Consider the following 24457-nt stretch of genomic DNA (forward strand, 5'->3'; position numbering starts at 1 on the left):
GGTCCGACTTGTCCCGCGATACTTAAGATTCCTACATCCATGCCGACACAGTTAGCACGGAGGTCTCTGTATCGCTTGTCAGCCTCAAGCGCATGATGCAACCTTGCCGACACGCGTAGTAGCAGATTGCTCCGTTTGCGCGAACAGCCTTCTTGAAGCGAGCTCTCGATGAAAAGCCAACCTGATGCCGCCAGCCGTATGGTGGCCGAGGTCGTGACGCAGTTGCCCGTGCCCTCGCGGCTCGGGATGCTGCGTTTCGAGCGGCTGAACGAGGCCAGCTGGGCGCTGCTTTACCTTGATCCTGGTTGTGAACGGCAGTTTGGCCTTGCTGCAGTGGAACTCTGCGCACTGGTCGGCTCGCCCTACGCCAGCCTGATGGAGCCCGAAGCCCGCTACAAACTGCACGACGCCATCCAGTTGCAACTGGCCCAGCGCCCGCATTACCTGGTGCGCTATACCCTGCACACCGCCCAGGGCCCGCTGCAGTTGCTGGAGTTGGGCGAAGCCTACAAGCAGCACAACCGGCAGCTGCTGCGCGGCTACCTGATGGTCCTCGACAGCCAGCCTGGCGACGCTCCCGACCTGTCGGCCGTCGATCTCGAGACCCGCAACAGCCGCCTGCAAATCGCCCTCCAGCTTAACCAGCGGGCCCAGCAGGAACAGCTCGAGCACCTGGAGCGGGTGCGCGCCCAGCAGGACCTGATCCTGCATTTGGCCCGCCACCGCTATAGCGCCAGCAACTCGCTGCTCGAAGCCGCCGAGCTGATCACCCGCAGCGCCTGCGAGATCTACAAGATCGACTGCGCGAGCATCTGGTACCTGGAAGACCAGCAACTGCAGCCGATTTCGGCGTTCTACCGCGACGCTCAGGAATACCGCCTGCCCGAGCCGATCGACGCCAGCCGTTTTCCCGACTACCTCGAAGCCCTGCACACCAGCCGCGCCATCGACGCCCACAACGCCACCCACGACCCGCGCACCCGGGACATGGCCGAGAGCCTGCGCCCATGCGACATCAATGCCATGCTCGATGCCAGTATCCGTATCGATGGCCAGGTGGTCGGGGTGTTGTGCCTGGAACAGACCGGCTCAGCGCGTGCCTGGCAAACCGATGAAATCGCCTTTGCCGGCGAGCTGGCCGATCAGTTCGCCCAGGTCATCAACAACCACAACCGACGCACCGCAACCAACGCCCTGCACCTGTTCCAACGTGCCGTCGAGCAAAGCGCCAACGCCTTCTTGCTGGTCAACCGCGACGGCGTGGTCGAGTACGTCAACCCGAGCTTTACCGCCATCACCCAGTACAGCACCGATGAAGTCCACGGCCATCGCCTGTCGGAACTGCCGGCGCTGGAAAACCTGAGCGAGCTGCTGTTCGACGCGCCGTCCAGCCTGGCCATGGGCAATAGCTGGCAGGGCGAGTTCAAGAGCCGGCGCAAGAATCTCGAACCCTACTGGGGCCAACTATCGATTTCCAAGGTGTTCGGCGACAACCGCGAACTGACCCATTACATCGGCATCTACGAAGACATCACCCAGAGCAAGCTGGCCCAGCAGCGCATCGAGCGCCTGGCCTATACCGACAACCTGACCAGCCTGGGCAATCGCCCGGCGTTCATCCGCAACCTCGACGAGCGCTTCGCCCGCGACAGCGACAGCCCGATCAGCCTGCTGCTGGTGGACATCGACAACTTCAAGCGGATCAACGACAGCCTCGGCCACCAGACCGGCGACAAGCTGCTGATCAGCCTGGCCCGACGCCTGCGCAACAGCCTGAGCCCCGGCGGCAGCCTGGCGCGCTTTGCCAGCAACGAATTTGCCGTACTGCTCGAAGACACCGACCTGGAAGGCGGCCAGCAGGTTGCCCAGCAACTGCTGCGCACCCTCGACAAGCCGATGTTCGTCGACAACCAGCTGATCAACGTCACCGGCTCCGTGGGCCTGGCCTGCGCGCCGCTGCATGGCCGCGACCCGCAGACCCTGATGAAAAACGCAGGGCTTGCCCTGCACAAGGCCAAGGCCAACGGCAAGCACCAGGTCCAGGTGTTTACCGAAGCGCTCAACGCCGAGGCCAGCTACAAGCTGTTCGTCGAGAACAACCTGCGCCGCGCCCTGACCCAGAACGAACTGGACGTGTTCTACCAGCCCAAGCTGTGCCTGCGCAGCGGCCGCCTGCTGGGCCTGGAAGCGCTGCTGCGCTGGAACCACCCGGAAAAGGGCATGATCCGCCCCGACCAGTTCATCAGCGTCGCCGAAGAAACCGGGCTGATCATCCCCATCGGCAAGTGGATCGCCCGCCAGGCCTGCCGCATGAGCCAGAAGCTGCGCACAGAAGGATTGGGCAACCTGCAAGTGGCGATCAACCTCTCGCCCAAGCAGTTTTCCGACCCCGACCTGGTCGCCTCGATCGCCAACATCCTCCAGGAAGAAGCCCTGCCCCCGCACCTGCTGGAGCTGGAGCTGACCGAAGGCCTGCTGCTGGAAGCCACCGAAGACACCCACCGCCAGCTCGACCAGCTCAAACAACTGGGCCTGACCCTGGCCATGGACGACTTCGGCACCGGTTATTCGTCGCTGAGCTACCTGAAGAAATTCCCGATCGACATCATCAAGATCGATCGCAGCTTCATTCATGAAATCCCTGACAACCAGGACGACATGGAGATCACCTCGGCGGTGGTGGCCATGGCCCACAACCTCAAGCTCAAAGTGGTTGCCGAAGGCATCGAGACCGCCGAGCAACTGGCGTTCCTGCGCCGTCACCGCTGCGATGTCGGCCAGGGCTACCTGTTCGACCGGCCGATCCCGGGCAGCGAGCTGATCGCCAAGCTCAAACGCTATCCGCGTGGCCCTATCGCCTGACAGCGGCGTTTCTCTCGGGCAATATAGGTTCATTCGGGTCCCATCGCGGGTCAAACCCGCTCCCACAGTGGGAGCGGGCTTGACCCGCGATGGGGCCAGCCTTGCCTACCCCAATCAGCAGAGGAACGATCATGGTCCTGCGCTCGGAGATTCTGGTGAATAAAAACGTCCTACCCACTGCCGAACAGGCACTGCCTGGCCGTGAAACGCCGATGGTCCTGCCCGAAAAGCACTTTGTCTTCAAAGACACCCCGTTGCTGGGCCCGTTCTTCGAGAACGTCGACTTCGCGATCTTTGGCCTGGGTTGCTTCTGGGGTGCCGAGCGGCGCTTCTGGCAGCGCGAAGGCGTGGTCAGCACCGTGGTCGGCTATGCCGGCGGCTTCACCCCCAACCCGACCTACGAAGAAGTCTGCTCGGGCCTGACCGGCCACACCGAAGTGGTGCTGGTGGTGTTCGACAAGGACAAGGTCAGCTACAAAGAGCTGCTGGCGATGTTCTGGGAACTGCACAACCCGACCCAGGGCATGCGCCAGGGCAACGACGTCGGCACCCAGTACCGCTCGGTGATCTACTGCACCAGTCCCCAGCAACTGGACGAGGCACTGGCCAGCAAGCAGGCCTACCAGGCCGAACTGAGCAAGGCCGGCTTCGGCGAAATCACCACCGAGATCGACCAGGCGCCGACCGTGTACTTCGCCGAAGCCTACCACCAGCAGTACCTGGCCAAGAACCCAGAAGGCTACTGCGGCATCGGTGGTACCGGTGTCTGCCTGCCACCGAGCCTGCAAGGCAACTGAGGGATCGACATGTCCGCACCGAGCATGACGCTGTTCCATTCGCCGGCCTCGCCGTTCGTGCGCAAGGTCATGGTGGTACTGCACGAAACCGGGCAAACCGACCGGGTGGCGCTGCAGACTGTCAACCTCACCCCGGTCAACCTGGTGGCCGAACTCAACCAGGGCAACCCGGCGGGCAAGATTCCGGCCCTGCGCCTGGCCGACGGCAGCGTACTGCACGACAGCCGGGTGATCTGCGAGTACCTCGACCTGCAGCATGTGGGCAACCCGCTGATCCCCCGTGAAGGCTGGCCGCGTTGGCATCGCCTGACCCTGGCATCGCTGGCCGATGCGATCATGGATGCCGCGGTGCTGACCCGCTACGAGACCTTCCTGCGGCCCAAGGACAAACAATGGGACGCCTGGATCGAAGCGCAACAGGACAAGATCCGTCGTGGCCTGAGCAACCTTGAGCAGGAACACTTCGCCGAACTGGCCTCGGTGTTCGACATCGCCGCCATCGGCGTGGCCTGCGCCCTGGGTTACCTCGACCTGCGCTTCCCGGACTTCGGCTGGCGTGAGCAACAGCCCAAGCTGGCGGCGTGGTATGCGCAGGTCAGTCAGCGTGAGTCGATGCAGGCAACCGATCCTTCGGCTACCTGACATTGCCAGGGGCTATCGCCGGCAAGGCCGGCTCCCACAGTGCATCGGTGTACCGCTGACTGTGTGGGAGCTGGCTTTGCCAGCGATGCAGGCGCCGCGCATTACCAGACACCACAGCAATCTCATCCCCGGCAAGGCCGGCGCCGACAATCACTTCTGCTGTCCACAGGCCGGCAATGTGGGTCGCCAGCACTGCACCCAATACCCTCTCCTCGCGCAAGCCACTCACGACAGCTTCACCTGGCCAACCCCATACCAGTCCAGGCGACGGGTCAGGACCATGAACACCCCCAACAGCGCGAACAGCAGCAGCGAGCCCATCAGCAAGGCGTAATCCTCGGCCGTCAGCAGGCCGTAGAGCATGCCGTAGAGCATGGCCAGGCCCAAGGCAAAGCCCATGCCGCGCAACACGCTGTGCAGCACGTGGCACAGGTAGAAGCCGATCAGCAACACACAGCCGCCCGCCGACAAGGCATAGGCCATGGCAAAGCCCAGGTGCTCGGACAACGACAGCAACAGCAGGTAGAAGAACGCCAGGGCCACGCCCACCAGGCCGTACTGGATCGGGTGCACACTCAGGCCCTTGAGCACTTCGAAGAGGAAGAAGCCGGCAAAGGTCAGGGCGATGAACAGCAATGCATATTTGATTGCCCGTTCGCTCTTGAGGTACTGGTCCACCGGGTCGATGAAGCTGACACCGAAGGCACGCTCGTTGAAAGCACCGCACTTTTCGTTGACCACGCACTGGGTCAGGGCGTCTTCGAGGTTGGTGGAGAAGAACGAGGTCTGCCAGCGCGCCGAGAAACCACCGGCATCGATCTTGCGGCTGACGGGCAGGTAGTTGCCGTCAAAGCTCGGATGCGGCCAGTTGGCGGCCATGGCCACGCTGGTCGTACGCCCCACCGGCAACACCTGCAGCTGTTCGGTGCCTTGCAGGCTGAGGTCGAAGGCGTAGTTGAGCACGCTCGCGACCTTGCCATCGACACCTGGCAACAGGGCGTGCACGCCACCGCTCATCCAGCCAAGCTTGGTCCCGGCGGCAAAGTCCAGGCGCTGATCGTTGAGCTGCAGCTGCAGGCCTTTTTCGATGCCGCGGATGTCGCTGATACCGACAACCAGGAACGCGGGTTCGAAGCGGTAATCATCAAAATCCTCGGTAATGCCCCAGTTGGCCGGGATCTCGAAATGGCCGTTGATGTGACTGTTGGCGTGAAACAGACGCGCCTCGTAGATACCGCGCGAACGCAACTCGGTGTCGATGCTGGCGTTGAGGTCGAAGGTTTCCGGCAGGAAATACAAGTGACCGTTGACCTGGCTGATTTCCTGGAAGCTCTTGCCGTCTTCGGTCTTCCAGCGCCGTTCGATCTTGCGGTACGGCACCACCAGCATCGGCCCGGTGATCTGCTGGGCAAAGCTGGAGCTTTGGGCAATGTCGCGGACCACGCGATCGCGCTGGTACTGACGGTCCTGGATCAGGCCGCCGATCATGAACAACGGGATCAGCAGCAGGACGATCAGAAAGCCGATCACGGCTAGTTTGTAACTCAGTTTGCGGTTCATGAACGGGACTCCGGTTTCGATGGGCAGAGTCTGCGCAAACGAAATGGAGCCCTTGCGGACTTATATGGAGCCTGTGTGCAGACTGTGTGAAGTTTTCAGCCCAGGCGCCTGGCCGGCAGCCACAAACGCACGCGTACACCCTCCTCGACGTTGGCGACTTCCAGCGTGCCGCCATGCAGTTGCATCACCTCTTCGACGAAGTTAAGCCCCAGCCCGGTGCTCTTGCGCCCGCTGAACGGTCGCGGCAGCGAGTAGAAACGCTCGCTTAGCCGGCCCAGGGCATAGTCAGGAATCGCCTCGCCCTGGTTGAACAGGCTCAAGGCCACGCGCCCCTCGGCGTGCTCCAGCTCGAACACCAGCAAACCGCCCGGCGGGGTGAAATCCAGGGCGTTGTCCAGCAGGTTGGCGATGGCCTGGCGCATCAGGAAGGGATCACATAACAACCGCACGGCGACGGGTACACGCTGACGCACCTGCAGTTCGCCGCTTTCGATCCGCGCGCCCTGGGCCAGCAGCAGCTCGTCGACCAGCGCCGCCAGCGGCACCTGCTGCTGTTCTTCCAGCTCCCGCATCTGCTCGACCTGGGCCAGGTTGAGCAATCGCTCGATCAACTGCTGCATGCGCGCACTTTCGCTCTCGATATTGCCGGCAAAGCGCTGACGCTGCTCATCGCTCATGGGCCCCTGAAGCAGCTCGGAAGCGCCGCGGATCGCCGCCAGCGGGCTTTTCAGCTCGTGAGTCAGGGTGTGCACATAACGTTCGACGTAGTCCTTGCCTTCAAGCTGGGTGCGCATGCGCTCCACCGCTGCCGCCAGTTGCCACAGCTCACCGCCCCGGTAATGGGGCAACGCCGTGCGCTCTCCTTCGCTCACCGCCTGAGCGTAACGGGTCAGCCGGCGCAACGAGCGCGCCAACCACCACGACAGCGCCGCGCCCACCAGCAGGCCAAGGCCGATCAGGCCCAGGCCGAGGTACAGCAGGCGCCGTTCGGAGCGATCGATATAGGGTTGCAGCGACTTGTTCGGCTTGGCCACGGTGACCACGCCAATGATCTTGCCTTCATCAAGGATCGGCGCCGCCACGTGCATCACCGACGACTCCGGGTCGTCCGGGTTGCTGCGGGTCGAGCGTGCGCCGTACTGGCCGCGCAAGGTCAGGTAGACGTCGTTCCAGCGCGAATAATCCTCGCCCACCGCCACGCCGGCGGAGTCGAGCAGCACCTTGCCCTGGGCATCGGTGACGTAAATGCGGTGGTTGACCTGGTTCTTCGACAAGCCCCAGATATCAGCCTTGGGCTGACGCTGGCCGTAGGCGCGCAGCAGCACCGGCAAGCGGCTCTGGCCGAGGGTGCCAGCCTTGACATCGTCGTGGAGGATTTCCGCCAGCAGGTTGGCGGTGTCGACCAGGGTTTCTTCGGTGGACTGGCGCACACCGGGGCGAATCTGCTCGCGCACGGTGCTGAGAATGAAATAGCCGGTCAGCCCGACGAACAGGAAATACACCAGAAAAATCCGGATCCCCAGGCGCATCAGCTGTGACTCGGGCTGTAGCTGTAGCCGAGGCCACGGTGAGTCTGGATCGGCTCGGCATCGGCAGCCACGCCGCGCAGCTTGGCGCGCAGGCTCTTGATATGGCTGTCAATGCTGCGCTCATAGCCGGCATCGGCAGCAACGCCGACGGCATCAAGCAGTTGCTCGCGGCTGAAAACGCGTTCAGGTTGTTCGAGCAGGCTTTGCAGCAGGCGAAATTCGTGGCGGGTCAGGCTCAGGGCTTGGCCGCGGTAGTGGATCTGCATGCGCAGGGTATCGACCTGGAACAGCTCCGGGGCACTGACAGGCGGCTCGGCGCGTGGCGCCATGCGTTTGAGGATCGCCCGCACCCGGGCCGCCACTTCACGAGGGCTGAAGGGCTTGACCACATAATCATCGGCACCGATTTCCAGGCCTACCACCCGATCGATCTCGCCGTCGCGGGCGCTGAGGAACATCACCGGCACCTCGCTGAAGCGCCGCAGTTGCCGGCAGGTTTCGAAGCCGCTGATATCCGGCAAGCCGATGTCGAGGATGATCAGATCGGCCGGGCGCTGGCGTTGCTGCTCCAGCGCGGCACTGCCGAGGGTCACCCACTCGGTGCTGTGGCCGTCGCCTTGCAGGGCAAAAACCAGCGTATCGGCGATGGCCGCTTCGTCTTCGACAATCAATATGTGGGGCATCTGGAGCTGCAAGCCTCAAGCTACAAGCTTCAAGAAGAAGCGGATCGCGTGAAGTTACACTGAACCGCTTTTTCTTGCAGCTTGTAGCTTAAAGCTTGCAGCTGGAGTTGCTTAGCAGTCCGGTTTGTCAGCCGTAAACCGTCGCGCCGGGTTCACCGCCGCCTTGAACTCGCGCAACGCCTTGGCGCCGATCAGCAACGGATAGTTGAAGCTGCTGCGGTCGGTCAGGTTGACCTCGACGGTACGCTTGACGTCCCCCAGGCACAGCTCCAGGTCAACCACCGGCCGCTTGCTGATTTCAGCGCCCTCGCCGTCTTCCTCTTCATCGGCGCGGTTCTTGATCTTGCTGATACGCGCCAGCTTGTGTTCATAGACCTTGCCGTCGGCATCCTTGGTTGCGACACGAAAGCGCACCCAATCTTCACCATCACGGGTGAAGGTTTCGATGTCCTTGGCCGACAGCGAGGCCGTCAGCGCGCCGGTGTCCATCTTGGCCTTGAAGGTCTGGCCACCGACTTCCGGCAGTTTGATGTATTCGTAGCGGCCGTACAGGGTCGGCTCGGCGGCCATGACCGGCAGAGCCAACAGGGACAGCAGTGCAAGTACCGATTTCACAGGATCCGCTTCCTTGAGACAAGACAGTGTTTAGACTGCGAAGGCAGGATAGGTTCGCGCCAATAGCTTATTCAACACAATGTGAAACATTTGTCCGACAGGAGCAGACCAGAGCATTTGGCGTACGCCGACGGGGTGCTTATCATTGCCGACCGCTTACTTGAATATAAGAGTTTTCTTATGCGCCGCTTGCTGACGGGCATTCTTGTGACCTTGCTGTTGCTGCTCAACACCCTGGTCCTGATCGGCCCGCTGATGGTCTTCGCCCTGCTCAAACTGGTCCTGCCCGGCCGCTACCGCGACTATGCCTCATGGGCGGTGATGTGGATCGCCGAAACCTGGGCTGAGATCGACAAACTGATCTTCCGCCTGTGCATCCCGACGGTCTGGGACGTGCGCGGCGCTGCCGAGCTACGCCTCGACACCTCCTACCTGGCAGTCAGCAACCACCAGAGCTGGGTGGATATCCCAGCGCTGATCCAGGTGCTCAACCGGCGCATTCCGTTCTTCAAGTTCTTCCTGAAAAAGGAGCTGATCTGGGTCCCCCTGCTAGGCCTGGCCTGGTGGGCGCTGGACTACCCGTTCATGAAGCGCTACAGCAAGGCCTTCCTCGACCAACACCCCGAGTTCAAGGGCCAGGACCTGGAGATCACCAAGGCTGCCTGCGAGCTGTTCAAGCGCCAACCGGTGACCGTGGTCAACTACCTGGAAGGCACACGCTTCAGCGAAGCCAAGCGCGCCGCCCAGCACTCACCGTTCAAGCATCTGCTCAAGCCCAAGGCCGGCGGCGTGGCCTTCGTGCTGGCGGCGCTGGGCGAACAGCTCGACGCCCTGCTCGACGTCACCATCGTCTACCCCGGCGACAAGGCTCCGGGGTTCTGGGACCTGCTCAGTGGCAACCTGGCGAAAGTGATCATCGACATCCAGGTGCATGAGCTGGACCCTGCACTATGGAGCAGCGATTACGAGAACGACCCGGCCTTGCGCCAGGCCGTGCAGGACTGGGTCAACCAGCTCTGGCACGCCAAGGACGCCCGCATCGAGGCCCTGCGCGCCGAGCTGGGTTGATCAGTCGATGATCGCGTGGGGCAGAAAGCGGCTGCTGTCCTTGGTAATCAGCGAATTGTCTTCGCGAATGCCAATGCCCGCCGGCAGATCGCCGACCACCCAGCTGCCGATCACCGTGTAGCTGTCGCCAAAGCGCGGCAGCGCCTGGAACTGCTGGATGATGCTCGGGCCGCCGCCATACGGGCCGTCCTCGATCACATGCTGGCCACTGCCGGTGTGGATCTGGATATTGGCGCCTTCGCGCGAGAAGAAGGGTTTGCGCACCCAGCCCTTGCCCAGACCGGCGCCCGGTGTTTGCTCAATGAACGCCGGCAGCAGGTTCGGGTGGCCCTGGTGGCGTTCCCAGAGCAGCGCCAGCATGCCCTTGTTGGAGAGGATCGCCTTCCACGGCGGCTCGACGAACAAGGTGCCGCTGTTGGCAATCGCCGGGCCGTACGGGTCGTGGAAGATATCTTCCCAGGGGTAGAGCTTGAACAGGCTGGGGATCGGCGCGCCAACGTCATCGACAAAGCGCCCGCCACGGCTCAGGCCGATGTCTTCCATGTCCACCAGACGCGCATCCAGCCCGGCGCCCAAGGCGATATCGCGCAGGTACTCGACGGTGCCGCGGTCTTCGATCGAATCTTTTACCGAGGCAAAGTAAAACGGTGTGGCAAAGCTATTGGCGCTCATCACCTGGGTGAGTTTTTCTTCCAGGCTGTTGAACTGGTCGGCATCGACCGGCAGCGCGCCGCGTTGCATCTGCTGCTCCAGCCACAGGTACTGGAAGAAGCTGGCCTCGTACAGTGACGTCGGCGTGTCGTAGTTGGCCTCCAGCAGCTTGGCCGGGCCCTTGCCGTCGTAGCACAGGTCCATGCGCCCATAGAAATGCGGATGGCCGTCGCGCCACGAGCGGCGGATCAGGTCGAAATACTGCGCGGGGATCGCCAGGCGTTCGAGCAGCGCTTCACTGTCGACCACCTCGGCCACCAGCGCCATACACAGCTCGTGCAGCGCATGGGTCGGTTCCTCAAGGTGCTCTTCGATCTGCCGCAGGCTGAACTGGTAATAAGCCGATTCGTCCCAGTAGGGTTCGTCGCCAAAGGTGTGGAAGTTGAAGCCGAAGTGTTCGGCGGTGGCACGCCAGTCCGGGCGCGGGGCGATGGATACTCGCTTCATCGGCAGGCCTCAGGACGCAAAGCCGCCACGCCCCGAAGCGCGCGAGACAAAGCCGTTGTGGCTGCCAACCGCGAACGGCCGCGCCGAGCCGATCAGCCTGTTCGGCTGGGCCATGGGGATAACCGTTGGATGGGCGCCGCTCACGTGCGCCGGATCGCTGCTGGCCCCTGTGCCCCCGCCGCCACTCATTGCCGCATGCTGCGCGGCTTCGCTGAACGGCTGTGAGGCCGGGTGCGAAGTGTCCAGGCCGGTGTAGTAGTTATGCCGGGCCACCTGCTCGGTCAGGGTGCTGACCTTGAACGCGTTGCGCCCGTCCCGCTCGTGATAGATCGCTTCGGACGAGTAACGCGGGTCGGTATCGGTGTACTCGTAGTAGCGACGCCCGCCGCCAGAGCCACCGCTCGAGGAGGAGCTGTTGGTCGATGAACTACTACTGCCTTCATCCTCATCGTCGGCATACACCTGGCGTTCGGTGGTCAGGGCAAAGCCTTCCATCGGCGGAATGTAGTTGTTGGCGTAGCGCCGGTAGTCGCACTTGAAATAGGCCGCTTCACAGCCCTCGGCCGTGACAAAGCGCGGCACGTTGGCAGCATGGTGGTTCTGCGCGGCGACCCAGGCTTGCTGGCACACCTGGCGCGGCACGCCATCCATGACGCAATAGTCGACGTCCTGGTAGCGCTTGGTTTCGCTGATGATTCTGGTTGGCCGGTCGCCACAGGCGGACAGCACCAGGGGCAGACTGCCCAAGGCGACCAGACGAATGGTTTTGCTGCGTTTCATTGTCGATCGTCCCTGATCAGGCGGCGGGGGTCATGCAGGCGGCGTTGAGCAAGCCAATGCCGATCGACACCGCAGCCAGGAGAATGGCCGAGGCTGTCTCCTGGCGGGCAACCCGTTCAGCCATGCCTTTGACGCAGCGGTTGACCACCACGAACGCCAGCAACTGCACCACCGCGGCGATCAGTGCCCAGAGCAGGAAGTCGAGCAGGGAAATCGAATGGGAAATGGCGCTGGCCACCGGAATCGCAAAGCCGATCAGGGCACCGGCCAGGGCGATAGCCGCGGCATTGTTGCCTTCGCGGATCAGGCGCAATTCATTGTAGGGAGTCAGGCGGGTGTAGATGATTGCGTAGAGGGCGAACAGCACGGCGGCGCCGAGCATGTAGACCACAAAACCGAGCACGGCGTCGGCAGGCAACGACATCTTCAGGGCGTCCATGAACATTGCGAATCACACTTCCTTGTAAAACGGGGCGGGACATATAGCACACCGCCCCGCCCGCGCAAATACCTGCCTTAAACGGAAGGTACGCTCGCACCGTTGCCCCACAGGCTGCCCAGGCTCTGCAGCAGCGAGCCGCCGACGCCTTGCTGGCCGAGGTACTGCAGGATCAGCGGGGCAAACTGGCCGATCATGCCGGTGTCCATGCCCAGTGCGCTGAAGGCGTTGTTCAGGTCATTGGTGTCTTTGACATTGCCCAGCGCATTGCTCAGGGCCGAGGACTTGTCGCTGTTGCCCAGCAGCGCGCCCAAGCCAGTCAGGCCGCCCAGGGCCTTCTCGCCGGAGAGCAGGTCGAGGCCGGGTACGGCTTTGCTCAACTGCTCGTAATCGCCGCTGCTGAGCTGATTCCTGGCCAGGCCCAACAGGGCGCCGGTGCCGCCGATGGCTTGTTCGGGGGTGATTTTGAGTTCGCTGCCGAGGGTATTGAGCAGGTTCGCCGAAGCAGCGGGTGCCTGTACCGCGGCATCGCCGCTGTTGCCCTTGGCGGCGTTGTAGACATTGGCCGCGTCATTGAGGCTGAAGCCTGCGAAAACCGGAGTGGCAGCCAGGGCCATCAGGGTGACCAGTGCGAAACGTTTCATCGAAATACCTCGTCAGCCGTTAAGGCAGGGAAAACGAGGGATTGGACCTTGTGGGCGGGGGATTGTTCCGTTGTACCAGGTGGCAGCGGGCTGGCCCCGCGATGCGATGTGACTGACAGACCTCTATCGCGGGGCAAGTCGGGTCGCCGCACGGCCGCTCCCACACCGTGGTTCTACATTTGGTTCAGCTCCCGGTTCTCCAGGGCATCCAGCAAGGCTTCTACCAAGCCCTTGGCCATCTCCACCGAGTGCAAGGTGGACCAGAGAAAGCCCTTGGCTGACTCATCAACCCCTTCAAAAGCCTTGTACCCCGTGTCATAGGCGCAGCGCAGGTACAACGCGATATGTACCAGCGCGTCATGCGGGGCAATACCGGCGTTTACAGAAAAGAGTTGGGGGTGACCGGCGGCACAGTCGCCGAAAGGTTTTTCGAGGGTTGAGCAGAGAGAGGCTGGGGGATCTGGGACAAGTTTTTTCATGATCGGTATCCAATGCGAGTCAGGCTGGCACCGTTCGTTTCCACACGAAAGGTGGCAGCTGTACGCGGGGTGGAAAACCGAGGCATTGGAAAACCCGGCAGACCCGAAGGTCTCCCGCGCACAGCCGCCATAACGACTGCAACCAATACCGTTCAGGTTTCCACACCCGATCGCTGAACCTACAGCGATCGGGAGAGCCTAGAAGGCCGAGTTTCCAAGGGCAATCAGAACGGCATCGACAGACTGCGTAGGTTATTTCCTAGGACCAAAATTAACCAGCCTGGAAACATCCAGAAGTAACACCGCCACCCACCTTTGTGGGAGCGGGCTTGCCCCGCGATGCGATGTGACTGACAGACCTCTATCGCGGGGCAAGCCCGCTCCCACAAAGGTCCTGGCAACATCAGGATTCAATCGGGTCCACTGTCGCCACCGTCCGGCATCTACCTTGAATATTCACCAACCAAGGAGCCAAGACATGGACAGTCCCGCTTCCCATCGCCTGCGCCGCGGTCGTTTCTCCGAACCCGGCCGTATGTACCTGCTGACCAGCATCACTCGCGACCGAGTGCCAATATTCGACAACTTCCACGCCGCCCGCTGCATTCCCAGGCAGTTTCACCTGGCACAACTCGAAGGCGCCGCTCGCACCTTGGCCTGGGTGGTGATGCCCGATCACGTGCACTGGCTGATCGAACTGCAGCAGGGCTCCTTGGCCTGCCTGATGCGCCGCTTCAAGTCACGCAGCCGCTGTGCGCTGTACAAGCTCGGCACACTGCAAGGCAGGCTGTGGCAGCCTGGGTACCATGATCATGGGTTACGTCGGGAAGAGAATGTATGCGCGGTGGCGCGCTATGTGGTGGCCAACCCGCTGCGGGCCGGGCTGGTGAAGAGGCTGGGAGATTATCCGCATTGGGATGCGGTTTGGCTGTGAAACCCTATCGCGGGGCAAGCCCGCTCCCACAGGCACAGTGGGAGCGGGCTTGCCCCGCGATGTTTTTAGGCGGCGCTGAACAGCTTGTGCGGATCGATGACGAATTTCTTCGGCACGCCGGCATCGAACTCGCCATAGCCTTCAGGCGCCTGATCGAGGCTGATCACCTGCACACCGACCACTTCGGCAATGTTGATGCGGTCCCACATGATCGCCTGCATCAGTTGGCGGTTGTACTTCATCACCGGCGTTTGACCGGTGTGGAAGCTGTGCGACTTGGCCCAGCCGAGACCAAAGCGGATGCTCAGGCTACCGATCTTCGCCGCGGCATCCACCGCGCCCGGGTCTTCGGTGACGTACAGGCCAGGAATACCGATCTTGCCCGCCACCCGCACCACGCCCATCAGCGAGTTGAGCACGGTGGCCGGGGCTTCGTGCTTGGCACCGGCATGGCCGTGACCACGGGCTTCGAAGCCCACGGCATCGACTGCGCAGTCGACTTCCGGCTCGCCCAGCAGGTTGGCGATCTGCTCGTGCAGCGGGGTGTCCTGGGACAGGTCGGCAATTTCGAAACCCTGGGCCTTGGCATGCGCCAGGCGTACCGGATTGACGTCACCGACGATCACCACCGCAGCGCCCAACAGGCGCGCCGAAGCAGCGGCAGCCAGGCCCACCGGGCCGGCACCGGCAATGTACACCGAGCTGCCCGGGCCAACGCCGGCAGTCACCGCACCGTGGTAGCCGGTGGGGAGGATGTCCGACAGGCAGGTCAGATCGCGGATTTTCTCCATGGCCTTGTCGCGGTTCGGCAGTTTCAGCAGGTTGAAGTCGGCGTACGGCACCAGCACGTACTCGGCCTGGCCACCGGTCCAGTCACCCATGTCGACATAGCCGTAGGCGCCACCGGCGCGGGCCGGGTTGACGGTGAGGCAGACGCCGGTGTGTTGCTCTTTGCACGAGCGGCAGCGGCCGCAGGCAACGTTGAAGGGCACCGACACCAGGTCACCGATTTGCAGGTGCTCGACGTCCCTGCCCTTCTCGATCACCTCGCCGGTAATTTCATGGCCCAGGACCAGACCGACCTGGGCGGTGGTACGGCCACGGACCATGTGCTGGTCGGAGCCACAGATGTTGGTGGAGACCACCCGCAGAATCACCCCGTGCTCGATCTTGCGACCGCGCGGGTCCTGCATTTTCGGGTAGTCAATCTTCTGCACCTCGACCTTGCCAGCGCCGAGATACACCACACCACGATTACCAGACATGCTTTTACCTCGCTAAAGTTTGTTGTTATGTAGCGGTGCAAAGTGCGCTGCCCGGGGGCGGCGCTGTGTTACTGGAATCTTTGTTCCGACTCGAGGGCCTCATCGCTGGCAAGCCAGCTCCCACAGGTCCGGTGTATGCAGTACCTGTGGGAGCTGGCTTGCCAGCGATGGCGGCCGTCAGAGCACTACCGTTCTGTTGGCGTTGAGGAAAACCCGCCGCTCAATGTGATACCCCACCGCCCGCGCCAAGGTCAGGCACTCGATATCGCGGCCCTTGGCAATCAGGTCTTCGGGATAATGGCTGTGATCCACCGCCTCGACGCCCTGGGCGATGATCGGGCCTTCGTCGAGGTCGTTGTTGATGTAGTGCGCGGTGGCGCCCACCAGTTTCACGCCCTTGTTGTAGGCCTGGTGATACGGCTTGGCGCCCTTGAAGCCGGGCAGCAGCGAGTGATGGATGTTGATCGCCCAGCCGTCGAGCTTGCGGCACAGCTCTGGCGACAGCACCTGCATGTAGCGGGCAAGGATCACCAGCTCCGCGCCGGACGCCTCGATCACCTGCAGCACCTTGCGCTCCTGCGCCGGTTTGTCATGAGGCTCGAGGGCAAAGTGGTAATAGGGAATACGGTGCCAGTGGGCCAGGGGCTCGAGGTCCGGGTGGTTGGAAATCACCGCCACCACGTCCATGCTCAACTGGCCGATACGCTGGCGATAGAGCAGGTCGTTGAGGCAGTGATCGGCCTTGGACACCATGATCACCACTTTCGGCCGGTGCTTGGGTGCGGTCAGCTCGAACAGCATGCCGAACGCATCGCCCCGCTCGGCAAGCCCTGCGCGAAAGCTGGCCTCGTCGAAGTCATCCGGCTGGCGGAACTCCACGCGAATGAAGAAGCGCCCGGACAGTCGGTCATCGAACGAATGATGCTCGGTGACGTAGCAGTGCTGCTCGTACAGGTAGCGCGTCACCACGTCCACCGTTCCGAGCAAGCTGGGGCAGTCGGCGGTGAGAATCCAGGTGTCCGGTGCACGACTCATGGCATTGCTCCTTAGGCCTGAATGCTCAGGCCATACTCGGCAGAGGCGTCCTGCAGCCACAGCCACCAGTAATCGGAGAAACTGCGGCGGATCAGCAGCTCCCAGGTTTCTTCACCGGTACGGCGGATCACCAGTTGCGACTTGGCGAACACCGTGCCGACTGCCTTGCCCACCGGGAAGTTATTTGGATGGACATCATAGCTGGTGGATTTCATCAGCACGTCGCGCACGTTGGGGCCGCTCAGTTCCAGCAGGGTTTGCCCGCCGCTGACGTTGACGATTTGAATGTGCAGGCCATCGAGGGCATCGCGCAGTTTTTGCTCGACGGCAAATTCCTCGCCGCCGGGAACGATCAGCAGCCACTCATCCGGGCCCAGCCATTGCAGCGATGTCTCGCCGTTGGCGACCACGGTCAGGGCCACCGGCAGCTCCAGGCCCAGGGCCTTGAACACGCCGCCGGCGAAGGCCGGATCCTTGCCATCGCCACGAATGGTCAGGTGGCCGAGGAGTTTTTTCTCGCGCAGGGTCACCCCGGCGTTCTTGCGGCCCTTGCCGACCAGGCTGGGCAGGTCGGCATGGTGCAGTGGTGTTTCAGCCTTGGCGTCGTTGCCGGGGCGTTGCTGGTAGACGTTGATCGTGCTCATTACACACCTGCCTTGAATTCTGTGGACCTGGTAACGCGATCCCTGTGGGAGCTGGCTTGCCAGCGATGGGAGCCCCGCAAGGCTTCGCCTTGCATCGCGGGCAAGCCCGCTCCCACAGGTACTGCATCAACCTTGCGTTAGATGTTCTGCCGCTCGCCCTTCGGATCGAAGAACACCGAAGAACAGATCTCCGCCTCGATCACGCTGCCATCGGCCTGGGGCGAGTAGACCCGCTCGCCGATGCGCTTGAGCCCGCCCTTGACCACGCCCATGGCGAACGAATACCCCAGGGAGTTGCTGGCGTAGCTGGAAGTAACGTGACCGACCATGTCCATCGGGATCGGTTGTTTCGGGTCAAACACCAGTTGCGCGCCTTCGGGCAGCCATGTGTTCGGGTCGACCGGCTTGAGCCCGACCAGTTGCTTGCGGTTCTCGCGCACGCAATCTTCGCGGTTCATCCCGCGCCAGCCGATCCACGAGAACGGTTTGGTACGGCCGACACACCAGCCCATGTTGAGGTCGTCCGGGGTCATCGAGCCGTCAGTGTCCTGGCCGACGATGATGAAGCCCTTCTCGGCCCGCAGTACGTGCATGGTTTCGGTGCCGTACGGAGTCAAGTTGTATTGCTTGCCGGCAGCGACGATCTTCTCCAGCACGCCCATGGCGTAGTTGGCCTGGACGTTGACTTCGTACGACAGCTCGCCAGTGAACGAAATGCGGAACACCCGCGCCGGCACACCGCCGACCAGGCCTTCCTTCCAGGTCATGAACGGGAAGGCGTCCTTGTCCAGGTCGATATCGGTCACTTCGCTGAGCAGCTTGCGGCTGTTGGGGCCCGACAGGGTCAGGGTCGCCCAGTGGTCGGTGACCGAGGTGAAGTACACCTTCAAGTCTGGCCATTCGGTCTGCTGGTAGATCTCCAGCCACTGCAACACCCGCGCCGCGCCACCGGTGGTAGTGGTCATGATGAAGTGGTTATCGCCGACGCAGGCGGTGACGCCGTCGTCAAAGACCATGCCGTCTTCCTTGCACATCAGGCCGTAGCGGGCCTTGCCGACGTCGAGCTTGGTCCAGGCGTTGGTGTAGATGCGGTTGAGGAATTCACGCGCGTCCGGCCCCTGGATGTCGATCTTGCCCAGGGTCGAGGCATCGAGCAGGCCGACGCTGTCACGCACCGCCTTGCATTCACGGGCCACGGCGGCATGAATGTCTTCGCCGTTGCGCGGGAAGTACCACGGGCGCTTCCACTGGCCAACGTCTTCGAACTCGGCGCCGTTCTTCACATGCCAGGCATGCAGGGCGGTAAAGCGCACGGGCTCGAACAGGTGGCCACAGTGCCGGCCCGCCACCGCACCGAAGGTGATCGGCGTGTAGTTGGGGCGGAACATGGTGGTGCCCATTTCCGGGATGGTGATGCCCATGGAGCGGGCGGCAATCGCCAGGCCGTTGATGTTGCCGAGCTTGCCCTGGTCGGTACCAAAGCCCAGGGCGGTGTAGCGCTTGACGTGCTCGACCGACTCGAAGCCTTCGCGGGTGGCCAGTTCGATGGCCGCGGCGGTGACGTCGTTCTGCTGGTCGACGAACTGCTTCGGCGCCCGTGCGGTGTTCTTGTCGTGGGGCACTTGGAACAGCGCCACCGTGGGCTCTTCCTGACGCGCCAGGACTTTCGGGATCACCCCCAGCGCGGCCTTGAAGCCGGCTTCGGTGGCGGCGCGCACGCCGCCTTCAAAACCATCGGCGAGGGTGTCGGCGAGGGCGAACACACCGTTGATGCCGCCCACGCACACACGTTTCTGCGGCGCTTCACCCGGCACGAAACCGAGGATGTCTTCACGCCAGATCGGCTTGCCGCCCAGGTGCGAAGCCAGGTGCACCACCGGGCTGTAGCCGCCGGAGGTCGCCACCAGGTCGCAGTCCAGCCACTCGCCGGGGCTGGTGACTTTATGGGTTTTGACGTCGATGGCGGCCACACGGGCAGCGGTGACGTGCTTGCTGCCACGGGACTCGATCACCGCGCTGGAGGTCAGGATGCGGATGCCTTTGGCCCGCGCCTCCTCTACCAGTGAACCACGTGGGTTGTGGCGGGCATCGGCGACGGCGACCACTTTCAGGCCGGCGTCGTGCCAGTCCAGGGCCACGCGATAGGCATGGTCGTTGTTGGTCGACAGCACCAGCTTGCGCCCCGGCGCCACGCCGTAACGGCGCACGTAGGTCGATACCGCACCGGCAAGCATGTTGCCCGGCACATCGTTGTTGCCATACACCAGCGGCCGCTCATGGGCGCCGGTCGCCAGCACCACACGCTTGGCGCGTACCCGGTGCATGCGCTGACGCACCTGGCCGATCGGCGCGTGATCACCGAGGTGGTCAGTCAGACGCTCGTGAATGGTGAGGAAGTTGTGGTCGTGGTAGCCGTTGACCGTCGCCCGCGGCAACAGGGTGACTTCCGGCAATTCCTTGAGCTCGGCCACGACTGCCGCGACCCAGTCGGCGGCCGGTTTGCCATCGAGGGTTTCACGGCTGTCGAGCAGGCTGCCGCCGAACTCTTCCTGTTCATCGGCGAGGATCACCCGCGCGCCGCTGCGGCCAGCGGCCAATGCTGCGGCCAGGCCAGCAGGGCCTGCGCCCACCACCAGTACGTCGCAGTGGTGGTTCATGTAGTCGTAGCTGTCCGGGTCGTTTTCCAGCGGCGCCCGGCCAAGGCCTGCGGCTTTGCGGATGTACTTCTCGTAGGTCATCCAGAACGACTGCGGGTACATGAACGTCTTGTAGTAGAAGCCCGGCGGCATCAGCTTGCCGCCGACCTTGCCGAGAATGCCCATGACGTCGTTGTTCACATTCGGCCAGCCGTTGGTGCTGGTGGCGACCAGGCCGGCGTACAGCGCCTGCTGGGTGGCGCGCACGTTGGGCACCTGGGTGGCTTCGGTGGCGCCGATCTGCAGGATGGCGTTGGGCTCTTCGGAGCCTGCGGCGATGATCCCGCGGGGGCGCGAGTACTTGAAGCTGCGCCCGACGATGTCGACGCCGTTGGCCAGCAGTGCCGCGGCCAGGGTGTCACCGGCAAAACCCTGGTAGGTCTGGCCGTTGAAGGTGAAGTTCAAAACCTTGCTGCGGTCGATGCGACCACCATTGGACAGGCGATAGACCTGGCTCATACCTTTTCTCCCTGACCACTGACTGCCAACTGCGGGCTGGTGCTTTTGCCGGTGACCTGCGGCGTGGCGCCGATCGGATAGGTTTCCAGAATTTCGTAGGTCAGCGTGTCACGCGTGGCATTGAAGTACTGGCGGCAACCGGCGGCGTGAATCCACAGCTCGTGGTGCAGGCCGCGGGGGTTGTCGCGGAAGAACATGTAGTCGCCCCACTCCTCGTCGGAGCAGGCGTTGGGGTCCAGCGGCCGGGGAATGTGCGCCTGGCCTGCGGCATGGAACTCCTCTTCGGAGCGCAGCTCGCCGCAGTGGGGACAGAAGATATGCAACATGGGGATTTCTCCTGTTAGTGGGCGACAGCGGCGGCGCCGTGTTCGTCGATCAGTGCACCGTTGTGGAAACGGTCAATGGAAAAGGGTTTGGCCAGCGGGTGCATTTCGCCCTTGGCCAGGCTTGCGGCAAACACGTTGCCCGAGCCCGGGGTGGCCTTGAAGCCGCCGGTGCCCCAGCCGCAGTTGAAGAACATGTTCTTCACCGGGGTCTTGGAGATGATCGGGCAGGCGTCCGGCGTGGTGTCGACGATGCCGCCCCACTGGCGGTTCATGCGTACCCGCGAGAGGATCGGGAACATTTCGACGATGGCCTGCAGGGTGTGCTCGATCACCGGGTACGAACCGCGCTGGCCATAGCCGACCCAGCCGTCGATACCGGCGCCGATGACCAGGTCGCCCTTGTCCGACTGGCTGATGTAACCATGCACGGCGTTGGACATGATCACGCTGTCGATGATTGGCTTGAGCGGCTCGGACACCAGTGCCTGCAGCGGATGCGACTCGATCGGCAAGCGGAAGCCGGCGAGCTTGGCCATGTGTCCGGAGTTACCGGCCGTGACCACGCCAACACGCTTGGCGCCGATAAAGCCCTTGTTGGTCTCGACCCCGATGACCACGCCGTTTTCCTTGCGAAAGCCGATCACTTCGGTTTGCTGGATCAGGTCCACGCCCAGGGCGTCGGCGGCGCGGGCAAAGCCCCAGGCCACGGCGTCGTGACGGGCAACGCCGCCGCGCCGTTGCACGGTGGCACCGATGATCGGGTAGCGGGTGTTCTTCGAGCAGTCCAGGTAAGGGATCTCTTCGGCCACCTGCCGGGCGTTGAGCAGCTCGCCATCGACACCGTTGAGACGGTTGGCACTGACCCGGCGCTCGGAATCACGCATGTCTTGCAAGGTGTGGCACAGGTTGTAGACACCGCGCTGGGAGAACATCACGTTGTAGTTGATGTCCTGCGACAGCCCTTCCCAGAGCTTCATCGCATGCTCATACAGGTGCGCCGACTCGTCCCACAGGTAGTTGGAGCGGACGATGGTGGTGTTGCGCGCGGTGTTGCCGCCACCCAGCCAGCCCTTCTCGACCACTGCCACGTTGGTGATGCCATGTTCCTTGGCCAGGTAGTAGGCGGTGGCCAGGCCGTGCCCGCCACCACCGACGATGACCACGTCGTAGACTTTTTTCGGGGTGGGCGTGCGCCACATGCGCTGCCAGTTTTCGTGGTGGCTGAGCGAGTGCTTGAAGAGGCCGAAGCCTGAGTAACGTTGCATAGTCTTTACTCCTGGACCACTCAGCGGTAAACCGGAAAATCTGCACAGAGTGCCGACACGTTCTTCGCAACATCGGCCTCGACATCGGCATCACCGAGGTTATCGAGGATGTCGCAGATCCAACCAGCCAGTTCCACGCACTGGCTGACCTTGAAGCCGCGGCTGGTGACCGCCGGGGTGCCGATCCGCAGGCCGGAGGTGACGAACGGCGACTGTGGGTCGTTGGGCACGGCGTTCTTGTTGACGGTGATGTGGGCGCGGCCCAGGGCGGCGTCGGCATCTTTACCGGTCAGGCCCTGGCGAATCAGGCTGACCAGGAACAGGTGGTTGTCGGTACCGCCGGAGACCACGTCATAGCCACGCTTGACGAACACCTCGGCCATGGCCTGGGCGTTGTCGATCACTTGCTGCTGATAGGTCTTGAAGCCAGGCTCCAGCGCTTCCTTGAAGCACACCGCCTTGGCAGCGATCACGTGCATCAGCGGGCCGCCCTGGGCGCCGGGGAATACAGCGGCGTTGAGTTTTTTCTCGATCTCTTCGTTGCTGCGCGCCAGGATCAGGCCGCCGCGCGGGCCGCGCAGGGTCTTGTGGGTGGTGGTGGTGACCACGTCAGCGTACGGCAGCGGGTTGGGGTACAGGCCAGCGGCCACCAGACCGGCAACGTGAGCCATGTCGACGAACAGGTAGGCACCGACTTTGTCGGCAATCTGACGAAAGCGTGGGAAATCGAGGGTTTTCGAGTAGGCCGAGAACCCGGCGACGATCATCTTCGGCTTGTGCTCAACCGCCAGGCGCTCGACTTCGTCGTAGTCGATCAGCCCGGTGCTGGTGTCGATGCCGTACTGCACGGCGTTGTACAGCTTGCCCGAGGACGACACCTTGGCACCGTGGGTCAGATGGCCGCCGTGGGCCAGGCTCATGCCCAGAATGGTGTCGCCAGCCTGCAGCAGGGCCAGGTACACGGCGCTGTTGGCCGAGGAGCCGGAATGCGGTTGGACGTTGGCGTAATCGGCGCCGAACAACTGCTTGGCGCGGTCGATGGCCAGTTGCTCGACTTTATCCACATGCTCGCAACCGCCGTAATAGCGCTTGCCCGGGTAGCCTTCGGCGTATTTATTGGTCAGGCCGCTGCCCTGGGCCTGCATGACACGCTTGCTGGTGTAGTTTTCCGAGGCGATCAACTCGATGTGATCTTCCTGGCGTTGCTCTTCGGCATTGATCGCCGCCAGCAGTGCATCGTCGTAACCCTGGATCTGGTCTTGCTTGCTGAACATCGCAGTTTCTCCCGGCAGCGGCATCGGTTCTTGTCGGGCAATTGCCCTTTTCAGCGATGGTATGACCGACGCAGACAGCCCAGATGCCTACGGACGCCACGCAAAGGTGCGTTTACGACATGGGGGCCGATGTCGCCTGCATCGCTGGCAAGCCAGCTCCCACACGGTCACTGTGGGAGCTGGCTTGCCAGCGATAGGCGGCCACCCGGAACTTGGTTTAGAGTGCTCACCTGCGTCGTTCACAGGAAAGTGTCATGACAGATCAAAGCCAGCAATTCGCCAGCGACAACTACTCAGGTATCTGCCCGGAAGCCTGGGCCGCCATGGAAAAAGCCAACCAGGGCCATGAGCGCGCCTACGGCGACGACCAATGGACGGCACGCGCCTCGGAGTATTTCCGCAAACTGTTCGAAACCGACTGCGAAGTGTTCTTCGCCTTCAACGGCACCGCGGCCAACTCGCTGGCGCTGTCGTCGCTGTGCCAGAGCTATCACAGCGTGATCTGCTCGGAGACCGCCCACGTCGAGACCGACGAATGCGGTGCGCCGGAGTTCTTCTCCAACGGCTCCAAGCTGCTTACCGCACGCAGCGAAGCCGGCAAGCTGACCCCCGACTCGATCCGCGAAGTGGCGCTCAAGCGCCAGGACATCCACTACCCCAAACCGCGCGTGGTGACCATCACCCAGGCCACCGAGGTCGGTAGCGTCTATCGCCCGCACGAACTCAAGGCGATCAGCGCCACCTGCAAGGAACTGGGCCTGAACCTGCACATGGACGGCGCGCGCTTCAGCAACGCCTGCGCATTCCTTGGCGGCACGCCGGCTGAGCTGACCTGGAAATCCGGGGTCGATGTGCTGTGCTTTGGCGGCACCAAGAACGGCATGGCGGTGGGCGAGGCGATCCTGTTCTTCAACCGCCAGCTGGCCGAAGACTTCGACTACCGCTGCAAGCAGGCTGGGCAACTGGCATCGAAGATGCGCTTCCTCTCGGCGCCCTGGGTCGGCCTGCTGGAAGACGGCGCCTGGCTGCGCCATGGCGTGCATGCCAACCGCTGCGCGCAATTGCTCTGCGAGCTGGTGCGCGATGTGCCAGGGGTTGAGCTGATGTTCCCGGTGGAGGCCAACGGCGTGTTCCTGCAGATGTCGGAACCGGCGCTGGAAGCCTTGCGCAACAAGGGCTGGCGTTTCTACACCTTTATCGGTAGCGGTGGTGCGCGGTTCATGTGCTCGTGGGACACCGAAGAAGCGCGGGTACGTGAGCTGGCGGCGGATATTCGTGCGGTAATGGGCGCCTGACGACGCCA

At 62.9% G+C, this 24457-nt stretch carries 22 protein-coding genes; 6 read left to right on the plus strand and 16 right to left on the minus strand.

The genetic code is table 11. From position 1 onward, the window contains the following. Positions 1–168: 168 nt before the first annotated feature. The 3 genes from BV82_RS24860 (at position 169) to BV82_RS24870 (ending at position 4301) form a co-directional block, all read left to right on the plus strand. Entirely contained in the window at positions 169–2862 is a 2694-nt protein-coding gene (locus BV82_RS24860; RefSeq protein ID WP_010221376.1) for a putative bifunctional diguanylate cyclase/phosphodiesterase, read from the plus strand. Between the two features lie 131 nt (positions 2863–2993). Next, positions 2994–3659: a peptide-methionine (S)-S-oxide reductase MsrA gene (gene msrA / locus BV82_RS24865; RefSeq protein ID WP_010221375.1), complete on the plus strand. Its 666-nt coding sequence runs from the start codon at positions 2994–2996 to the stop codon at positions 3657–3659. A 9-nt stretch (positions 3660–3668) separates the two neighbouring features. After that, positions 3669–4301, plus strand: a complete 633-nt coding sequence (locus BV82_RS24870) for a glutathione S-transferase (RefSeq protein ID WP_036995026.1) — start codon at positions 3669–3671, stop codon at positions 4299–4301. Between the two features lie 225 nt (positions 4302–4526). Here BV82_RS24870 and creD read toward each other — a convergent pair whose 3' ends face one another. The 4 genes from creD to rloA2 all read right to left on the minus strand — a co-directional run bounded on the left by creD (position 4527) and on the right by rloA2 (position 8688). Beyond that, positions 4527–5861: a cell envelope integrity protein CreD gene (creD, locus tag BV82_RS24875; protein WP_010221372.1), complete on the minus strand. Its 1335-nt coding sequence runs from the start codon at positions 5859–5861 to the stop codon at positions 4527–4529. Between the two features lie 95 nt (positions 5862–5956). Next, complete coding sequence (gene creC / locus BV82_RS24880) at positions 5957–7390, minus strand: two-component system sensor histidine kinase CreC (protein ID WP_036995024.1); 1434 nt, start codon at positions 7388–7390, stop codon at positions 5957–5959. Then, positions 7390–8073: a two-component system response regulator CreB gene (gene creB, locus BV82_RS24885; protein ID WP_010221370.1), complete on the minus strand. Its 684-nt coding sequence runs from the start codon at positions 8071–8073 to the stop codon at positions 7390–7392. Before creB ends, creC begins: the two co-directional genes overlap by 1 nt. A gap of 111 nt (positions 8074–8184) precedes the next feature. Next, on the minus strand, positions 8185–8688 hold the full coding sequence (rloA2, locus tag BV82_RS24890) for a retropepsin-like aspartic peptidase RloA2 (protein WP_010221369.1): 504 nt from the start codon (positions 8686–8688) through the stop codon (positions 8185–8187). Between the two features lie 180 nt (positions 8689–8868). On the opposite strand from rloA2, the gene BV82_RS24895 reads away from it, so the two are divergent. After that, positions 8869–9756 (plus strand): acyltransferase, encoded by an 888-nt coding sequence (locus tag BV82_RS24895; RefSeq protein ID WP_036995023.1) that lies wholly within the window; start codon positions 8869–8871, stop codon positions 9754–9756. Here the strand turns inward: BV82_RS24895 and BV82_RS24900 are convergent, their stop codons facing one another. The 5 genes from BV82_RS24900 to BV82_RS24920 form a co-directional block, all read right to left on the minus strand. Beyond that, entirely contained in the window at positions 9757–10914 is a 1158-nt protein-coding gene (locus BV82_RS24900; protein ID WP_036995022.1) for a glutathionylspermidine synthase family protein, read from the minus strand. A 9-nt stretch (positions 10915–10923) separates the two neighbouring features. Continuing rightward, the gene (locus tag BV82_RS24905; protein WP_010221366.1) at positions 10924–11694 is read right to left on the minus strand and encodes a DUF1190 domain-containing protein; all 771 of its coding nucleotides are present in this window, start codon (positions 11692–11694) and stop codon (positions 10924–10926) included. Positions 11695–11710: 16 nt separating this feature from the next. After that, positions 11711–12139: a DUF350 domain-containing protein gene (locus tag BV82_RS24910; RefSeq protein WP_010221365.1), complete on the minus strand. Its 429-nt coding sequence runs from the start codon at positions 12137–12139 to the stop codon at positions 11711–11713. 71 nt (positions 12140–12210) lie between these two features. After that, a complete protein-coding gene (locus tag BV82_RS24915) occupies positions 12211–12777 on the minus strand; it encodes a DUF2780 domain-containing protein (RefSeq protein WP_036995021.1) in 567 nt (188 codons plus the stop codon). 173 nt (positions 12778–12950) lie between these two features. After that, positions 12951–13256, minus strand: a complete 306-nt coding sequence (locus tag BV82_RS24920) for a DUF3077 domain-containing protein (RefSeq protein WP_010221363.1) — start codon at positions 13254–13256, stop codon at positions 12951–12953. 478 nt (positions 13257–13734) lie between these two features. Between BV82_RS24920 and BV82_RS24925 the strand changes: the two genes are divergently transcribed. Further along, positions 13735–14190 carry an REP-associated tyrosine transposase gene (locus BV82_RS24925; protein ID WP_036995020.1) on the plus strand — a complete coding sequence of 152 codons (456 nt, stop codon included), beginning with the start codon at positions 13735–13737 and terminating at the stop codon, positions 14188–14190. Positions 14191–14255: 65 nt separating this feature from the next. Here BV82_RS24925 and fdhA read toward each other — a convergent pair whose 3' ends face one another. The 7 genes from fdhA to glyA all read right to left on the minus strand — a co-directional run bounded on the left by fdhA (position 14256) and on the right by glyA (position 23154). After that, positions 14256–15455 carry a formaldehyde dehydrogenase, glutathione-independent gene (fdhA, locus tag BV82_RS24930; protein ID WP_010221361.1) on the minus strand — a complete coding sequence of 400 codons (1200 nt, stop codon included), beginning with the start codon at positions 15453–15455 and terminating at the stop codon, positions 14256–14258. Between the two features lie 177 nt (positions 15456–15632). Continuing rightward, the gene (gene purU / locus BV82_RS24935) at positions 15633–16490 is read right to left on the minus strand and encodes a formyltetrahydrofolate deformylase (protein WP_010221360.1); all 858 of its coding nucleotides are present in this window, start codon (positions 16488–16490) and stop codon (positions 15633–15635) included. Positions 16491–16501: 11 nt separating this feature from the next. Beyond that, positions 16502–17134 (minus strand): sarcosine oxidase subunit gamma, encoded by a 633-nt coding sequence (locus BV82_RS24940; protein ID WP_036995019.1) that lies wholly within the window; start codon positions 17132–17134, stop codon positions 16502–16504. Between the two features lie 137 nt (positions 17135–17271). Continuing rightward, a complete protein-coding gene (locus BV82_RS24945) occupies positions 17272–20289 on the minus strand; it encodes a sarcosine oxidase subunit alpha (RefSeq protein ID WP_010221357.1) in 3018 nt (1005 codons plus the stop codon). After that, positions 20286–20615 carry a sarcosine oxidase subunit delta gene (locus BV82_RS24950; RefSeq protein WP_010221356.1) on the minus strand — a complete coding sequence of 110 codons (330 nt, stop codon included), beginning with the start codon at positions 20613–20615 and terminating at the stop codon, positions 20286–20288. The genes BV82_RS24945 and BV82_RS24950 overlap by 4 nt, the downstream gene beginning before the upstream one ends. Positions 20616–20629: 14 nt before the next feature. Next, positions 20630–21880: a sarcosine oxidase subunit beta family protein gene (locus BV82_RS24955; protein ID WP_010221355.1), complete on the minus strand. Its 1251-nt coding sequence runs from the start codon at positions 21878–21880 to the stop codon at positions 20630–20632. 20 nt (positions 21881–21900) lie between these two features. Further along, a complete protein-coding gene (gene glyA, locus BV82_RS24960) occupies positions 21901–23154 on the minus strand; it encodes a serine hydroxymethyltransferase (RefSeq protein ID WP_010221354.1) in 1254 nt (417 codons plus the stop codon). 254 nt (positions 23155–23408) lie between these two features. Here glyA and BV82_RS24965 point away from each other — a divergent pair, with 254 nt between their 5' ends. Further along, positions 23409–24449: a threonine aldolase family protein gene (locus tag BV82_RS24965; protein WP_036995018.1), complete on the plus strand. Its 1041-nt coding sequence runs from the start codon at positions 23409–23411 to the stop codon at positions 24447–24449. Positions 24450–24457: the final 8 nt, after the last annotated feature.

The sequence above is a fragment of the Pseudomonas donghuensis genome (assembly GCF_000696345.2).
Taxonomy (GTDB): Bacteria; Pseudomonadota; Gammaproteobacteria; order Pseudomonadales; family Pseudomonadaceae; genus Aquipseudomonas; species Aquipseudomonas donghuensis.